The following is a 15,781-nucleotide window of genomic DNA, read 5'->3' as shown; positions in this document are numbered from 1 at the left end:
ATGTTTTTAATTTCATCACTTTGTCTTATAACATCAGCTGTCTTTTGAGAGATGGCATTCATTGAGCTAGACATTTGCTCAACTGCTGCTGCGCTTTCTTGTAAGCTATTTGCTTGAGTGTTTGCTGAGCTTGCTACTTTAGATACTGAGCTTGCTAGAAGTTTAGCTTTTTCTTCTAGTACTTGTGCTTGGTTTAGATTGTCATTTAGCATTTTAGATATCTCAATGCCTAGAGAGTTTATACCACTTGCTATCTTACCATCATCATCAAGTCTTTTTGTAAAGTCTTGGTTTTTATAAGTGTTTAGTAGATCAAGTACATCTTTGCCATTACTTGAGATTGCATTTTTAAGAGCAAGTTGTAGATCTTTAAATGTGCTTTTTAGTTGATTTAGAGCTGGGTTATTAGTATCAGCTTCTAGGCTTGCTTCATAGTTGCCATCTTTTATCTCATTTACAAAGGTGTTGGCTTTTTGGATGAAGGTGTTTTCTTTTTCTTTAGATGTTTGGATCTTTTGGATATTTTCGTTTATAAGAGAAGATATAACGCCAAATTCATCTTTAGAAACGATATTTGACTTAACTGGCTCTTTGATCTCGTAGTTTAGAAATTTAAAGAACGAAATAAGCGAATCAGATATCTTTGAGAGTGGCTTAAGCGATCTGCTAACGATAAATATAAGAAGTGCTACGATGACTATTATAAATATAACTGAAGAGATGACTTGTGAGATAAGTGTTTTACTAAGGCTTCCGTCATAATCGCTCCAAGAGTTTGCAGAGCATACAAGCCAGTTTGCTTGATCGTAAAGCTCGCAAGCAAGAAGTCTCTCTGTGCCTCTAAGATTATAAGTAAATGTTTTATCGCCATTTTTCTTATACTCATTTGAGTAGTCATCAATGATCTTCATAGCTTCGCTAGCATCAGACAAAACAAGATCCTTATGAACGAAATGAATTATTTTTTTATGCTCTAGGTCAAATAGTGCTATCGCGCTACTTGGAGTTGGTTTTATCTTATTGAGCTCATTATCAAGCTTATCTATGCCCATATCCACGCCAAAGACACCAACAACCTTGCCATCAACAACTATCTTTTTAGCGATAGTTAAATTTAAGCCACCAGCTGAGCTTGTGTATGGAGCTGAAAAGATGATGCCCTCTTTTGCAATAGCGTCCTTGTACCAGCCTTTAACCCTCGCATCATAGTTTTTTCTCTGATCAAAAACCATAAATTTACGCTCTTTGCCATCAAGCACAGCGTTATAAACAGCACCATCAGCTGCATAGCCAAAGTAAAACTCAGAAAAATCAGTAACCTGTGCTGCGTTCATCAGCACTTTTTCTAAAGCCTCTTTGTCATCTAAAATTTGCGGATGCGCCTCGATGTAACTAGCAAAATTTTGAACGGCTGCAAGCTTGTCTTCAAAAAATGCATTCATATAAAACTGCAAAACTTTTGAAGATGAAGTCTTAGACTCCTTTGCTAGATCGTAAATCCTCTCCTTGGTATTTGTGTAATTCACCGTTGAAAACACGCCAAGCGAGACAACTAAAAGCACCACAATAATGAGTGCTATCTTGTTTGCTGCTTTTTTCATAAACAAAATCCCTTTGTGTAAATTTTATGTTTATATCGGCAAAAATTTTTTATGGTTAATAGCTATTTACAATTATTGAGGTATGAAATTTCAAGCTAAATTTTCATATAAAACTTAGTTTCTAGCATCTGCTAAAACAAGCGCGAAAAGCACATCAACGCCTGCTTTTTGAAGCGTATCTCTAGCTTCTAGTATCGTTGTGCCAGTGGTTACGATGTCATCTATCAAGATAACTGGCGCCGTGATCTTTTTTAAAATTTTAAAATTTCTTGGATTGTTTTGTCTAAATTTAAGATCCTTGCCGCTATAACTGACACTGCTTGTCGCATGCAGGGCGTGAAAAACTGGTTTAAGGTTTTTTGCACAAAGTTCATTTGCCAAAATAGCCGTGTGCGAGTAGCCATGATGCACTCTATCATCTATCGGCAGAGCATAAATTTGCTCTGGAAAGCTAAAGCTTTTAGCAAATTTCTTAAATGCAAATTTGGCTAAATTTTTATAGATAAAAAGTCCGTGCATTTGGTGCTTTGAGTGGATGAGCTCTTTGATCTCAGAGTAGCCGTAGAAGCTATAAATTTTAAAGCCCTCTAGCTCTCTTACCAAAGGGCTTGGCTCGCTTAAAATTTGCGAGCAGGTTTTACAAAATGTCTTTAGCGTAAAGCTCTTGCAAAACGCACAAAACATCAGCTATTTAAGATAGCGATCGCAGAGCGTTTAACAGCGTCATTTATGATGTCTGTTAAGAATGGCTTAAATGCTCCACCAGTGCGAACTAGCTCAAATTTGGTTTGGTTGTTTGAGATATTTTTGATGATGCTTTGATCGCCTTTTTGAATTTTAAGAGTGATCTTTATCTTGCCCCTTGTGTTGTCGCTGTTATATCCGCTCATATTTGCTTCAAATTCGTTTATAAAAACTTCAACCACAACGCCACCCATGCCATTTACATTTGCGCCACGTGCCGCAAGCTCTCTTTTAAGGGAGTCGCTAAAGTAAGTCGCAAGATCGTTTTGAAGCACGACATACTCTTTTACAGTGCCTCTACCATCGGTTATAGTTGCGATAGTGCTTTTGTTTTTGCGACTATCATGCACCGCACTTATATAGACTTCAAGGCCGTTAGCTTGCTGACTTGCAGCAGTTTTGTAAGGATCGAAGGCAACTACTGTCTGAGTAGGCGCGCAACCGCTCAAAAATAGGACAAAAAGTCCAAAGATAGCTAGAAATTTAAATTTACTCATATTTTTCCTTTCAAAGTTTAGTGATCTCATCAGCTACTTTTATGGCAGCTTGCTTGACTAAAAGCGCGATAAAAAAGTCAAACTGACCGCTTCTTGACGCCTCAAGCTCCTCCACGTGGTGTCTAGTCGAGATAGGAATTCGTTTTTTGAAATTTATATCTGAAAGCATAAGCTCGCCATATAGATGTCCGTTTAAAATTTCAGAGCTTCTAGAGTAAGTGCCTCTAAGCTCGTCAAATCTAAAATCAAGCCTATATGTATAAGGCGATGTTTGCGTATCCACGACAACGATGCCACGCGAGTTTAGCTCACGTTTTAAAAACATATAAAAGAGCACTTCAAGGCGTGGATTTGAGTTAAAGACTACGCCGCTACCATCTTCTCTTGTATAGTAAATCGACCTTGCGCTGCTTCTAGCATCCACGATCCTATGAAAATATACCTTCTTTAGTCCGACATTTATGTCGATCATATTTTTTTCTAAGCAGCAGTTTATCGCCACGTCGCTTCTATACTTGACGCCATTTATAAAGACGCCATCGCCCCTGCCCCTGCAAGCGCTGCAGTCAGCTGGGATCCTCATAACCTCTTCAAAATAGGTCTTATCTTCGCTACTTATGCTTGCACTTTGCACGCCGTCTATGCCCTCGCACGATAGACAAAGGCTAGCTTTTGCCACGCAGCCAGTTAGAAAGACGGCTGCAAAAATTGCTAATAATGTCGCTCTTAGCATTTCACTTCCTTTTGCTCTTTTTGTTTTTTGCGGAGATTTTTCACGCTCTCGCCAGCGATGCCGTAGTTGTTCGTATCGATCTCATCGATAATGACAACGGTATTTTGAGCGCTTCTACCTAAAATTTCGCTTATTAGCTTTGTAACTCCGCTTATCATCTTCTCTTTTTGCTCCACACTTGGGCTATCACCCTCTTTTGTCACGCAAATTTTCACAAACGGCATAGCACTCCTTTTTGTAAATTTAGCACTTAAATTTTAATCAAAACCTATCCACCAAACAAGCTCCCAAATGCGGCAGTATCGCCACCTCACAACAAGGCGAGATATTTTGTGATGATTTTGAAAGCTGTGACGTGAAATTTTGGTGCGGATAGAACATGTAGTTCATCAAGCCAAAATTTCACTAACTCTTTCAAAAGGACACAAAAGATAAGCCACTAGTCTATTTTTAGGACTGATAAAAACGCCTCCTGCGGCAAATTCACCTTTCCTATCGCCTTCATCCTCTTCTTACCCTCTTTTTGCTTTTCAAGCAACTTTCTCTTACGAGTGATGTCGCCGCCGTAGCACTTGGCTGTGACGTTTTTACCCATTGATTTTACGGTTTCTCGGGCGATTATTTTATTGCCGATGCTCGCTTGTATCGCCACTTCAAAGAGCTGACGTGGCACGATCTCTTTCATCGCCTTTACAAAGTCCCTGCCCTTTGTCTGCGCCTTGCTCTCAGGCACGATGATAGAGAGCGCATCGACCGTCTCGCCGGCCACTTTGACATCAAGCTTCACTAGATCGCCCACGCGGTAGTCGCTTGGCTCGTAGTCAAAACTCGCATAGCCTTTGGTGCTTGATTTTAGCTTATCGTAAAAGTCCATCACGATCTCGTTCATCGGTATGTCATACTCGAGTAAAACGCGGTCAGTCGTGATGTAGTCCATCTTTGTTTGTATGCCGCGGCGGTTGTTTAAGAGCGTGATGATATTGCCCAAAAACTCGCTTGGCGTGATGATAGTCGCCTTCACGTATGGCTCAAGGATCGAGTCTATTTTATTTACAGGCGGCAACTGACTTGGGTTTTGAATTTTTAAATTTAGTCCATCAGTTTGGATGACTTCATAAGTCACAGTCGGCGCTGTGGCGATGAGATCTAGGTCAAATTCACGCTCCAGCCTCTCTTTGACTACCTCCATGTGAAGAAGACCTAAAAAGCCAACCCTAAAGCCAAATCCAAGTGCGACCGAGGTCTCTGGCTCGTAGCTAATGGAGCTATCATTGAGCTTTAGCTTATCCAGCGCGTCACGCAGATCTTCAAATTTATCAGTTTCTATTGGATAAAGTCCCGCAAAAACAAACGGCTTAGCCCTCTCAAAGCCGCCAACTGGCTCTTTTAGAGGATTTCTTGACTGCGTTATCGTATCTCCAACTTGCACATCGCTAACGTTTTTAAGCCCCAAAACAACGATGCCAACCTCGCCAGCGCTAAGCGTTTTGGTCTTGATCGGAGCTATAGGATTTGGATACATGAGGTCTAGTACGATGTGTTTTTTGCCCGTGCCCATGACCAAAATTTCATCATTTTTTGAAATTTCACCATCATAAACGCGCACAAGAGCAAGCGCGCCAAGGTAGTTGTCAAACCAACTATCGTAAATGAGCGCCTTTGTAGGCTTGCTTGCGTCGCCATTTGGCGCAGGGATCCTCGTGATGATCGCTTCAAGTAGCTCCTTTATGCCAACGCCTGTTTTTGCGCTCACTTCGATCGCTCCTGAGCAGTCAAGTCCGATGATGTGCTCGATCTCGTCTTTTACCCTAGCAGGGTCAGCCGCAGGTAGGTCGATCTTGTTAATGACTGGGATGATCTCTAGATTGTTTTCAAGTGCGATATAGACGTTTGCGATGGTTTGCGCCTCCACACCCTGAGAAGCATCCACCACAAGCAGTGCGCCCTCGCAGCTAGCTAGGCTACGGCTCACCTCGTAGCTAAAATCAACGTGTCCTGGGGTGTCTATCAAATTTAGAACAAAATTTTGCCCATTTAGTGCGTAGTTTAGGCGAACAGACTGGGCTTTGATCGTGATGCCACGCTCTTTTTCGATATCCATCGTGTCCATGATCTGCGAGCTCATCTCACGGTCGCTAACAGCGCCACACTCCTGAATGAGACGGTCGGCAAGCGTGCTTTTGCCGTGGTCGATGTGAGCGATGATGCTAAAATTTCTAATGTTTTTCATGAAATCCCTAGTTAAATTTTAGGCGATTTTATAAAAAAAATCGTTAAAGTTGAGTAAAAATGAGTTTGTTAGGCCAGCAAGGCTTAAATTTAAAGCTCAAATTTAGCTCTTAAAATTTTACGCAGATCACAGAGCACAACGCAAAGCGAATATAAAAAATAGGCGTAAGCCACAAGCGGCAAAAAAATAAGAAAACCTGAAGCATAGAATAAAGCAATAAGTCCGTATGTCGCAGTTGCAAGCACTGGCACGTGATAAGTCCAAAGCTCTGGTTGTTCAAAAGGGGTGTCTATGGCGTTAAAATATAGAGCAAAATTTAACGCCAACAACAAAATAAATATATAATCCTTTTTCATACAAAATAGAGCGCAGATCAAGGCTACTACGAAATTTACTGCGATAAGAGGAGTCATATCCATAAAAATACCAAGCAAACCAATAGCCACGACTACCAGATATTCATTTTTTATGCGCAACATTAAATTTAAGCCTTTTGTGTCAAATTTTAGTGATGATGCCCAAAGTGCTCGTCTTTATGCTCGCTTTTTAGCTCGCAGATGAGATCGTCTTTGTGCCCAAGGCTCTCGCTCTCAAACTGAAGCGTGACGTGACCGATGCCAACGTGAGAAAGCTCGTGCTCGATGCGCTTTATCATCTTTGAAATTTCAGCCACGCTTAACGTGTCATCCACCACCACGTGGGCTATGAGCGCATTTGTGCCAGCATTTATCGCCCAGATATGCAGGTCATGCACGATTTTAACGCCATCTACGCTCTTTATAACGCCTAAAATTTCATCCGTATCAAGCTTAAGCGGCACGGCTTCGATTAGGATATTAAAGCTATCTTTTAGTAAGCTAGCGCCACTTTTTATGATGAGTAGCGAGACAAAGATACTTGCGATGCTATCGGCCTGCGTGAAGTTAAATTTCATCACAAGAAGTGCCGCGACGATGGCACCAACTGAGCCAAGCGTGTCGCCAAGTACGTGCAGATAAGCACCTTTCATATTTAAATTTTCTTTTGTATCAGCGCTTTTGTGCATATAAACGGCCACGACTAAATTTACCACAAGCCCCAAAATGCTAACAAAAAGCATCGTCTCAGCTTTGATCTCTGGCTCGTTAAAAAGTCTGATGATAGCTTCTACTATGACAAAAACAGCAAGTGCGATAAGAGCGATGGCATTTATAAAAGCGGCGATGATCTCGACCCTTTTGTAGCCAAAGGTCTTTTGTAAATTTGCCCTTTTTTCTGCGATCTTAAAAGCGACCAGTGACAAAAAGAGAGCCGCAGCGTCTGAGAGCATGTGAAATGCGTCGCTAATAAGCGCAAGCGAGTTTGAAACGAAGCCAAAAACGGCCTCAACTATCATAAACGTGAAAATTAGAAAAAATGAATTTCTAAGAACGCTCTTATTGTGCATTATTGTCCTTCTTTTCGGCGTCGATCCTCTTGCCGATATCTTTTAAATTTGAAAATTCCTCGATGAGTTTTGGCGAGTCGTCAAGGCTGATGACGAAATTCCATATATAGGTCATCACAGAGTAGATGTGGCCGGCATTTGTCTGCTGCGAGCTTAGCACTATTATCGCCACCAAAAAGAGTAGCGAAGCGCTAATGCCGATGATAAAATAGCTCATCGCCTCTCTATTTGAGATCGCTATACGAAATTTAGAAACGACATCGTAGTGCCTATTTAGCGTGCTTTTGTTAAAAATACCTATCACCTTTGCCTCTTTTTCTAGGCGGTCATTTAAGCGAAGATAAAGGTCGTCGTTTTTCTTGATATATCTTGGTAAAAATATAAGAAAAAAGGTCATCACGGCAAAGCACGCCACAGCGACCTTTGGCTCGACAAAGATGAGCATAAACGCTGAGCCAATGATCGAAATGACCGATGTAAAAAACATAGGAAAATGCGTCTCAAAGAAATTTACAAACTCTCGCGAGAGCGCTACTCTAGCGATGATGGCGGAGTCGTCTTTGGCATTTTGTTTTTCATTCATGATGACATTTACAGCAAGCTTTGCGTAGATATTTGCAAAAACTTGCGTATCCACGCGGCGCCTAATGGCTCCTACAAGCCACGCTATGAGTACAAAAAGTGCGTAAATGAGGGCATTTAGCGTATTTCCTTGCATGATTGCGTTGATCGCAAAGCCTGCAAATATCGGATAAGCTAGAAAAAGTCCGTTCTCTGCTAGCACCAAAGTAAAGGTCAAAATGAGCTTTTTGTTATGCTCGGTCGCTATGCTCTTTAGCGTTTTAAAGGCGTTATTTTGCAAATTTACTCCTAAAAATTCTGCGAATTTTAGCTCAAATTTATAAATTTTGAAAAATTTTTGTTGTAACTCTTGACATTACAACAAAAAATCACTATACTTCGCTCATCGGTTGTAAATAAAAAGATTACAACAAAAAACAAGGAGAACAAAATGAAAAATTATCAAGTTGCAAAGATCGCAAATGCGCCAAGAGTCGAGCTAAAAGAGGCTTTAAATTTAACTGGCTGTGAGGTATCTATAAACGAACTTCCAGCAAATGTGAGCGTGCCATTTGTCCATGCGCACAAGCAAAACGAGGAGCTTTACATCATCACTGATGGCGATGGCGAGCTCTTTATCGACGGCGAAGTGATAAAAGTAAGCAAAGGCGACGCAGTGCGCATAGATCCAGATGGCAAAAGGTGTTTTAGGGCTGGCAAAAACGGCATCAAAATGATCTGCATCCAGACAAAACGCGGTAGCCTAGAGCAATACACCATGACTGACGGCGTGATAGTTGAAGACGTAAAGCCAAGCTGGCTGTAAATTTAGCGAGGCAAGAACACAAAGTGCGAGCGTAAATTTAAAATGCGTATCGACTGTGCGATTAAACAAATCAAATTTAAAGGAGAAACAATGAAGATAGCAATCATAGGTGCAAACGGCAAAAGCGGTGCAAATTTAGTAAATGAGGCGCTAAAACAAGGTTACGACGTACAGCGATCGTTAGAAACAAAGAGTATAAAAACGAAAGCGTAAAGGTCGTTTATAAAGATATTTTCGAGCTTACAAAGGCTGATTTAACTGGCTTTGACGCAGTTATCAGCGCATTTGCCGTTTGGTCGTTATAAACCTTCTTTTCTCACAAAAAAGTGGCCGCTCACCTAGTAAATTTACTAGAAGGCACTAGCACAAGGCTCATCGTAGCTCTTAGCGCTGGCACGTTATTTGTTGATAGCAAAGGCACTATGCTCATGGATACGCCAGACTTTCCAGCGGCATATATGGGCGTGGCAAAGGCTACGGCGGAGTCATATTTTGAGCTAAAAGGTAGCACAAATGTGCTTTGGACGTATGTAAGTCCAGCAGGCGGCTACGACGCAAATGGCGCTCGCACGGGCAAATACGTGCTTGGCGGGGACGATCTCATACTAAACTCAAAAAATGAGAGCTACATAAGCTACGCAGATCTTGCGATTGCGATCATTGACGAGCTAAAAAATAAGAAATTTATCCAAAAGCGCTTCACCGCAGTTGGCGAGAGAGCATGAGTTTATAAATTTGAGAGCTGCAAAGGCTCGTAAGTCAAATTTAGCTGGCTGTCTTTGGCAGAAAATTTAAGTATAATCACGAAAAATTTAAGGACGATCATGCAAGTTGGCATTAAATTTTCAACCGCGATACACGCGCTTTTGTGTGCTAAATTTTTTGAAAATGAGAAGGTTACAAGCGAATTTATAGCTGGCAGCATAAACACAAACCCGGTCATCGTTAGGCGTCTGCTTGGCACTCTAAAGGCCGCAGGGCTCGTAAATGTCGCAGCTGGAGTTGGTGGGGTGAGCCTTGCAAAAGAGCCAAAAGATATAAATTTACTTGAAATTTTTAACGCAGTAAATGACAAAGAAAAACTTTTTAAAATTCACTCTGACTCACCAAAAGCCTGCCCAGTTGGCGGCAGGATAGAGGAGCTTTTGTCTGGACACTTTTTAAGAGCACAAACTGCCCTAGAAAATGAGCTAAAAAGCGTTACTTTGCAAGACTTGCTAGACGAGCTTGCGAGATAAATTTAGGCTAGAGCTTGATCTTTTCTAGCCAAAGATAAATTTACAAACTACTCTTGCATCATGGTCCATTTTTGTGCGATCCTAACGGCATTTGTCGCAGCTCCTACACGGATCTGATCGGCACTGCACCAAAGGTGAAGCACATTTGATCTAAAGTTATCAACCCTGATCCTGCCAACATAAGTCTCATTTGTGTCACTTGAGATAGTAGGCATCGGATACTCTTTTTTAGCTGGATTATCCACTACAACGACGCTTGGAGCTTTACTTAAAACCTCTCTTGCCGCATCTGCGCTCACGTCTTTGTCAAAGTGGATAGTGATCGCCTCAGAGTGGCTTCTAAGCACTGGCACACGCACGCATGTCGCGCTCACTTCGATATCTTTGTGAAGGATCTTTTGCGTTTCATTGACCATTTTCATCTCTTCTTTTGTGTAGTCGTTATCCAAAAAGACGTCGATGTGTGGGATCACGTTTAGCGCTAGGCGGTGCGCAAAGACCTTTGGCTCGCACTCATCAAGCTTAAATTCAAAAAACTTTTGCATTTGAATAACAAGCTCCTCCATACCCTCTTTACCAGCGCCACTTGCTGCTTGATAGGTAGAAACATCGACCCTGTTGATGCCAAAAGCGTCATTTAGTGGCTTTAAAATTTGCACCATTTGGATGGTTGAGCAGTTTGGATTAGCGATGATGCCGCGGTTTTTCCACATAGCAATGTCACTTGGGTTACACTCAGGCACGACTAGCGGGATATCTTTATCCATCCTAAAATGGCTAGTATTGTCGATAACTACCGCGCCGCTGTCAGCTGCAAATTTGGCAAATTTCTCTGAAACTGAGCCGCCTGCACTAAAAAATGCGATATCGATCTCATGCTCGCTAAAAACTTTCTCGGTTAGCTCTTTTACTTTATAATGTTTGCCCTTAAATTCGATCTCCATGCCAACGCTCTTTGCACTTGCAAGTGGCAAAAGCTCACCAACTGGGAAATCAACCTCCTCCATAACTCTAAAAAGCTCTTCGCCGACCGCTCCAGTAGCACCAACGACCGCTACGTTAAATTTTCTCATCTGCTCTCCTTGGTTTCTTTTAATTTTCTTAATTTGCATAATTTTACTAGCCAAAAACTTAAATTTTTACCTATTTTTTACTTCTTGCTTGCAAAAATAGATCTTTTGGTAAAATTTCATCGCCCTCGCTTAGTATCGCCGCACGCTGCACGACCGAGATGAGCTCTCTTATGTTGCCTGGGTAGTCATAGCCCAAAAGCTCCTCTTTGGCTGCTTTTGAGAAATTTTTAGCCTCAAAGCCATACTCTTTGCAGCATTTGTCCAAAGCATCCTGCGCGATAGGTAAAATTTCATCCTTTCGCTCGCGAAGTGGTGGGATGAAAAGCGGGATCGTGTTTAGGCGGTAGAAAAGATCCTCTCTAAACCTGCCCTCTTTCATCGCAAGCTCTAAATTTGCATTTGTAGCACAGATGATGCGAACGTCTATCTTTTCGCTCTTTGTAGCGCCAAGTCTTGTTATCTCGCGCTCCTGCAAGGCACGAAGCAACTTTGGCTGTAAATTTATAGGCATCTCACCGATCTCATCTAAAAATAGCGTTCCGCCATTTGCCAGCTCAAACTGCCCTTTTTTGGTAGTCGCAGCGTCAGTAAATGCGCCCTTTTCAAAGCCAAAAAGCTCACTTTCTATCAAATTTTCAGGGATCGCAGCCATGTTTAGAGCGATAAATGCAGCGTCTTTTCTTGGTGAGTTTGCGTGGATAAATTTAGCAAAGACCTCCTTGCCAACGCCGCTTTCGCCACTAAGCATTATTGAAGCGTCTGTTCTTGCAGCTTTTAGTGCGATATTTAGCGTCGCTTCAAGCGCCTTTGAAGTGGCTAAAAAGCCGTTATTTTCGCTTTTAGTTTCAACTTTTTTTATACTTTTTGGGATTTTTTGTTTTAGCGCTTCTACTCTTTTTATCGCTTCATATAGCGTCGAGACGTCAAATGGCTTGGTTAAAAAGTCCTTCACGCCGAGCCTAACGCTCTCGATCGCCTTATTAAGTGTGGCGTTTCCAGTCATTATGATGACGTCAAATTTGCCGTTTAACTCCTTAATAAACTCGAGTCCGTCCATCTTAGGCATGTTTATGTCGGTGATTATTAGATCAGTGTCGTCGCTTAGCTTTTTTAGAGCTTCAACTGCGCTCTTGTAACTCTTGATGTTTAGCTCTTCATACTCGCCAAGTGCGATCTCAAGCGACTTTCGCATATTGATGTCATCTTCTACTATGACGATATTCATTTGATCTCTTTTTTATTGAAGTGTGCCGATAATAGCGGATTTTGGCTTAAATTCCACCATAAATCTAACTGGCAAAATTTTCAAATTTGAAGCGTTTGATATCTGTGAATTCTTGACATTTAGCTCATTTTTTATCATCACTTTTTTTAAGGCAAAGCAGTCAAAAATTTCATCTTTGTGTAAATTTAAAAAGCCAAGAGTTGTGGTGTTTTCATCTTTAAAAGCGTCTATCTGGCAAAGAAATTTTGGTTTTGGATTGGGCGAGAGAGTCATCGCCTTAGAAAATGAAATTTCTTCAAAGGCAACTATTTGATTTTTCGTATCGACCTTCGCCCAGAAGATAAACTCCTCTAGGCAAAAGGCGAAATTTAAAAGTATCGTTAGTAAGAAAAGACTTCTCGCCACTTATCCTCGTCTATCTTAAGCTCCATATTTACCTTATAAAGCCCGTCTTTGAAATTTTCATTCACGATCCTTGCGTTTTTGACAAGGCCTTGAACCTTTGAAGTGATAGATGAGTCGTTTAGCATCGCATCTCTTACGGTGTCTTCAGCGTTGATCTTTACGCCATAAAGCTTGCCTGCAAGCTGCGAATAAGCATCAGCCATCGCCGCTCTTTTCGCAAGTGTAACAGACTGAGCGTATGAGAGCGAATTTAGCGGAGCTATGCCCTCGCCTGTGGCTCTAAAAGTGGTCTCTCTTGGAGCGCTATCATATATCATCTTCTCTTTTTTCATCACCTCTCTAAGATCGTCTTTATCGACCTTTTGGATGACTACGTTGCGGTTTGATGTGCTAGTTGGCTCGCCCATAAAGCCATTAAATGAGCAACCGCCAAAAATAGCGATCATCAAAGCAAAAGATAAAATTTTAACCTTCATAAACAACCTTTTTTATGCTTTTATTTAAAATTTAATAGCAAAATTTATTCCAAAAGCCCCATATCTTCGCTTGGTGCTTCTTCCTCATCTTCGCCATCATCTGCCTTAGGGCATCTTGCGATGCTTACAACATCATCGCCATCGACATTTACGACGATCACGCCGCTTGTGTTACGTCCTGCTTTGCGGATGCTTTGCATATCGACTCTTATCATCTTACCACTTGATGTTAGAGCCATTAGATCTTGCTCTTCATCAACCATCACAACGCCCACAAGATCGCCTGTTCTGCTTGTTAGTTTCATGCAGATGACGCCTTTGCCGCCGCGGTTTGTCAAGCGGTACTCGTCAGCGGTTGTGCGCTTGCCGATACCTTTTTGAGATATGCTTAAAATTTCTTGATCGTTGCTTTCAATGACTGCTGCGCCTACGACCTCGTCGCCTGGCTCTTTAAATTTAATGCCAGTTACGCCGCGTGCAGTTCTTCCCATTTGACGAACTTTGCTGATCTTAAATTTAAGACACATACCTTTTTTAGTAACGACAAACAGCATTGTCTCATCGCCTGAGTTTGCGTCCTCTTCGGCATTTACATTATCTTCGTCGATCTCATTTTGAAGCTCTTCAACTTCAAGCACCTCTGTCTCTACGCTTAGCTCATTTTCTGGGTCAGTAACTGGCATATCATCGTATGTTTGAGCGATGAGCGCAGTTACTAGCTCGTCGTTCTCATCGAGGCTTATCGCTCTTACACCAACTGAGCGGATGTTTTTAAACTCACTTAAATTTGTGCGTTTTACGATGCCGTTTTTAGTGAAGAATGCTAGCGATTTGCTCTCATCAAAGTCAGTCGTTGGGATGATCGCTTTGATCTTCTCATCAGGCTGCAACTGGATCAAATTTACAACTGCCTTGCCTTTTGCCGTGCGGCTTCCCTCTGGGATCTTATAGACTTTTAGCCAGTAGAGCTGTCCGCGGTCAGTCACAAACATAAGCGTATCGTGGGTATTTGAAGTAAAGAAGCTTTCTATAAAGTCATCATCGTATGTCGTGACCGCTACTTTACCTTTGCCACCGCGTTTTTGCTTCTCGTACTGCTTGCTTGGCACACGCTTGATGTAACCGCGGTGAGTTATGGTTACGACCATATTTTCATTTGGTATGAGGTCTTCAATGTCGATATCATCGTAGTCATCAACGATCTCAGTCACTCTTGGTACTTTAAATTTATTTTTGATCTCAAGAAGCTCTTCTTTGATCAAATTTTCAAGCAATGTCTCGCTCTTTAAAATTTCATCAAGTCTTGCGATCTCAGCCATAAGCTCGGCTAGCTCGGCCTCTAGTTTTTCTCTCTCTAGGCCTGTAAGCTTGCTTAAACGCATATCAAGGATAGCGTTTGCTTGAAGCTCTGAGAGATTAAATTTACTCATCAAGCCTTCTCTAGCAACCGCTGTATCGGCACTATTTCTAATAAGCTCGATCACCTCATCGATGTTATCAAGTGCGATCTTTAGACCCTCTAAGATGTGGGCTCTTGCGCGCGCTTTTTCAAGCTCAAATATCGTCCTTCTAATGATAACGGTTTTTCTGTGATTTAAAAATAGCTTAAGTAGCTCGATAAGGTTAAATACCTTTGGCTCTTTGTTATTAATAGCAAGCATAATAACGCCAAAAGTGCTCTCCATCGTGGTTGATTTAAAGAGATTATTTAGCACGATGTCGCTCATAGCGTCGCGTTTTAGCTCGATGACTACGCGGATGCCGTCCTTGTCAGACTCATCTCTAACCTCGCTGATGCCCTCTATCTGCTTATCTTTTACAAGCTCGGCGATCTGCTCGATAAGCCTTGCTTTGTTTGTTTGATATGGTAGCTCGTCGATGACGATGACATCTTTGTTTGGCTTTTTTTCTATGTGAGTTTTGGCTCTTAGTTTGACCCTACCACGACCTGTGCGGTAGGCCTCTATGATGCCTTTTTTACCAAAGATGATACCACCAGTTGGGAAGTCTGGACCTTTTATAAATTCCATCACCTCTTCAAGTGTCGCCTCTTTGTTTTCAAGAAGTAGCAAAAGACCATCTATCAGCTCATCAAGGCTGTGTGGTGGGATATTTGTCGCCATACCGACCGCAATACCACTTGAGCCGTTTAATAATAAATTTGGCACGCGGCTAGGCAAAACATCTGGCTCGACCTCTCTATCGTCGTAGTTTGGTACAAAATCAACCGTATCTTTGTCGATATCTTTTAAAAGCTCTTCAGTAAGCATGGTCATTCTAGCTTCGGTATAACGCATCGCAGCTGCGCTGTCGCCGTCAATCGAGCCAAAGTTTCCTTGTCCATCAACGACTGGATAACGCATAGAAAATTTCTGAGCCATACGAACAAGTGCGTCATAAACCGCTGTGTCGCCGTGTGGGTGGTACTTACCGATGACTTCACCGACGATACGAGCTGACTTCATATAGGCACTTCTGCTGCCAACGCCGAGGTTATCCATAGCGTATAAAATTCTTCTATGAACTGGCTTTAGTCCGTCTCTAGCGTCAGGCAAAGCACGTCCGACGATGACACTCATAGAGTAGTCAAGATAGCTATTTTTTATAGAATCTTCGATATCAACTGAAGCGATATCTTGAGTTAATTCAAGTAGATTGTCTTTCATTTTTATCCTTAAATTTAGCTTGAGGGATTTTAGCCAAAAATTGATAAAAACTTTCTAAGGGCAAAGCGGCCTGGGTTAAA

Annotated in this window: 19 protein-coding genes; 4 read left to right on the top strand and 15 right to left on the bottom strand. The window is 41.7% G+C overall.

Annotated elements, in window-relative coordinates; all coding sequences use genetic code 11:
* The 10 genes from CVT14_RS03820 to CVT14_RS03780 form a co-directional block, all read right to left on the bottom strand.
* The coding region (locus CVT14_RS03820) for a cache domain-containing protein (RefSeq protein WP_107849743.1) at positions 1 to 1,601 on the bottom strand (1,601 nt) is incomplete at its 3' end.
* A gap of 114 nt (positions 1,602 to 1,715) precedes the next feature.
* On the bottom strand, positions 1,716 to 2,285 hold the full coding sequence (locus CVT14_RS03815) for a ComF family protein (RefSeq protein WP_107849742.1): 570 nt from the start codon (positions 2,283 to 2,285) through the stop codon (positions 1,716 to 1,718).
* On the bottom strand, positions 2,285 to 2,842 hold the full coding sequence (locus CVT14_RS03810) for a YajG family lipoprotein (protein ID WP_021090028.1): 558 nt from the start codon (positions 2,840 to 2,842) through the stop codon (positions 2,285 to 2,287). Before CVT14_RS03810 ends, CVT14_RS03815 begins: the two co-directional genes overlap by 1 nt.
* 10 nt (positions 2,843 to 2,852) lie before the next feature.
* Positions 2,853 to 3,575, bottom strand: coding sequence for a hypothetical protein (locus CVT14_RS03805; RefSeq protein WP_107849741.1), 723 nt, complete (start codon positions 3,573 to 3,575; stop codon positions 2,853 to 2,855).
* The gene (locus CVT14_RS03800) at positions 3,569 to 3,799 is read right to left on the bottom strand and encodes a 2-hydroxymuconate tautomerase family protein (protein ID WP_009294206.1); all 231 of its coding nucleotides are present in this window, start codon (positions 3,797 to 3,799) and stop codon (positions 3,569 to 3,571) included. The genes CVT14_RS03805 and CVT14_RS03800 overlap by 7 nt, the downstream gene beginning before the upstream one ends.
* A gap of 37 nt (positions 3,800 to 3,836) precedes the next feature.
* On the bottom strand, positions 3,837 to 3,965 hold the full coding sequence (locus CVT14_RS10950) for a hypothetical protein (protein ID WP_261790031.1): 129 nt from the start codon (positions 3,963 to 3,965) through the stop codon (positions 3,837 to 3,839).
* A gap of 49 nt (positions 3,966 to 4,014) precedes the next feature.
* Positions 4,015 to 5,805 carry a translation elongation factor 4 gene (lepA, locus tag CVT14_RS03795; protein ID WP_021087702.1) on the bottom strand — a complete coding sequence of 597 codons (1,791 nt, stop codon included), beginning with the start codon at positions 5,803 to 5,805 and terminating at the stop codon, positions 4,015 to 4,017.
* Positions 5,806 to 5,894: 89 nt separating this feature from the next.
* A complete protein-coding gene (locus CVT14_RS03790) occupies positions 5,895 to 6,284 on the bottom strand; it encodes a hypothetical protein (RefSeq protein WP_021090059.1) in 390 nt (129 codons plus the stop codon).
* A 26-nt stretch (positions 6,285 to 6,310) separates the two neighbouring features.
* Positions 6,311 to 7,231: a cation diffusion facilitator family transporter gene (locus tag CVT14_RS03785; RefSeq protein ID WP_107849740.1), complete on the bottom strand. Its 921-nt coding sequence runs from the start codon at positions 7,229 to 7,231 to the stop codon at positions 6,311 to 6,313.
* A complete protein-coding gene (locus CVT14_RS03780) occupies positions 7,221 to 8,093 on the bottom strand; it encodes an ABC transporter six-transmembrane domain-containing protein (RefSeq protein WP_009294210.1) in 873 nt (290 codons plus the stop codon). The genes CVT14_RS03785 and CVT14_RS03780 overlap by 11 nt, the downstream gene beginning before the upstream one ends.
* 150 nt (positions 8,094 to 8,243) lie before the next feature.
* On the opposite strand from CVT14_RS03780, the gene CVT14_RS03775 reads away from it, so the two are divergent.
* From CVT14_RS03775 to CVT14_RS03760, 4 genes are all read left to right on the top strand, one after another.
* The gene (locus CVT14_RS03775; protein WP_107849739.1) at positions 8,244 to 8,618 is read left to right on the top strand and encodes a cupin domain-containing protein; all 375 of its coding nucleotides are present in this window, start codon (positions 8,244 to 8,246) and stop codon (positions 8,616 to 8,618) included.
* 90 nt (positions 8,619 to 8,708) lie between these two features.
* A complete protein-coding gene (locus CVT14_RS10945; RefSeq protein WP_265094438.1) occupies positions 8,709 to 8,831 on the top strand; it encodes a hypothetical protein in 123 nt (40 codons plus the stop codon).
* Between the two features lie 113 nt (positions 8,832 to 8,944).
* On the top strand, positions 8,945 to 9,343 hold the full coding sequence (locus CVT14_RS03765; RefSeq protein ID WP_107849738.1) for an NAD(P)-dependent oxidoreductase: 399 nt from the start codon (positions 8,945 to 8,947) through the stop codon (positions 9,341 to 9,343).
* 99 nt (positions 9,344 to 9,442) lie between these two features.
* Positions 9,443 to 9,856 (top strand): Rrf2 family transcriptional regulator, encoded by a 414-nt coding sequence (locus tag CVT14_RS03760; protein WP_103614022.1) that lies wholly within the window; start codon positions 9,443 to 9,445, stop codon positions 9,854 to 9,856.
* A gap of 47 nt (positions 9,857 to 9,903) precedes the next feature.
* Here CVT14_RS03760 and CVT14_RS03755 read toward each other — a convergent pair whose 3' ends face one another.
* The 5 genes from CVT14_RS03755 to gyrA form a co-directional block, all read right to left on the bottom strand.
* Positions 9,904 to 10,929 carry an aspartate-semialdehyde dehydrogenase gene (locus CVT14_RS03755; protein WP_103650806.1) on the bottom strand — a complete coding sequence of 342 codons (1,026 nt, stop codon included), beginning with the start codon at positions 10,927 to 10,929 and terminating at the stop codon, positions 9,904 to 9,906.
* A 70-nt stretch (positions 10,930 to 10,999) separates the two neighbouring features.
* Positions 11,000 to 12,154, bottom strand: coding sequence for a sigma-54-dependent transcriptional regulator (locus CVT14_RS03750; protein WP_107849737.1), 1,155 nt, complete (start codon positions 12,152 to 12,154; stop codon positions 11,000 to 11,002).
* Between the two features lie 12 nt (positions 12,155 to 12,166).
* Positions 12,167 to 12,559: a hypothetical protein gene (locus CVT14_RS03745; RefSeq protein WP_107849736.1), complete on the bottom strand. Its 393-nt coding sequence runs from the start codon at positions 12,557 to 12,559 to the stop codon at positions 12,167 to 12,169.
* Complete coding sequence (locus CVT14_RS03740) at positions 12,535 to 13,035, bottom strand: LPP20 family lipoprotein (RefSeq protein ID WP_002939671.1); 501 nt, start codon at positions 13,033 to 13,035, stop codon at positions 12,535 to 12,537. Before CVT14_RS03740 ends, CVT14_RS03745 begins: the two co-directional genes overlap by 25 nt.
* A 44-nt stretch (positions 13,036 to 13,079) precedes the next feature.
* Entirely contained in the window at positions 13,080 to 15,701 is a 2,622-nt protein-coding gene (gene gyrA, locus CVT14_RS03735) for a DNA gyrase subunit A (protein ID WP_107849735.1), read from the bottom strand.
* Positions 15,702 to 15,781: the final 80 nt, after the last annotated feature.

It is taken from the genome of Campylobacter concisus, from assembly GCF_003048445.1.
GTDB lineage: Bacteria > Campylobacterota > Campylobacteria > Campylobacterales > Campylobacteraceae > Campylobacter_A > Campylobacter_A concisus_BF.
The sequence above is the reverse complement of the archived record's forward strand: the minus strand, read 5'-3'. Positions and strand labels throughout refer to the sequence as shown.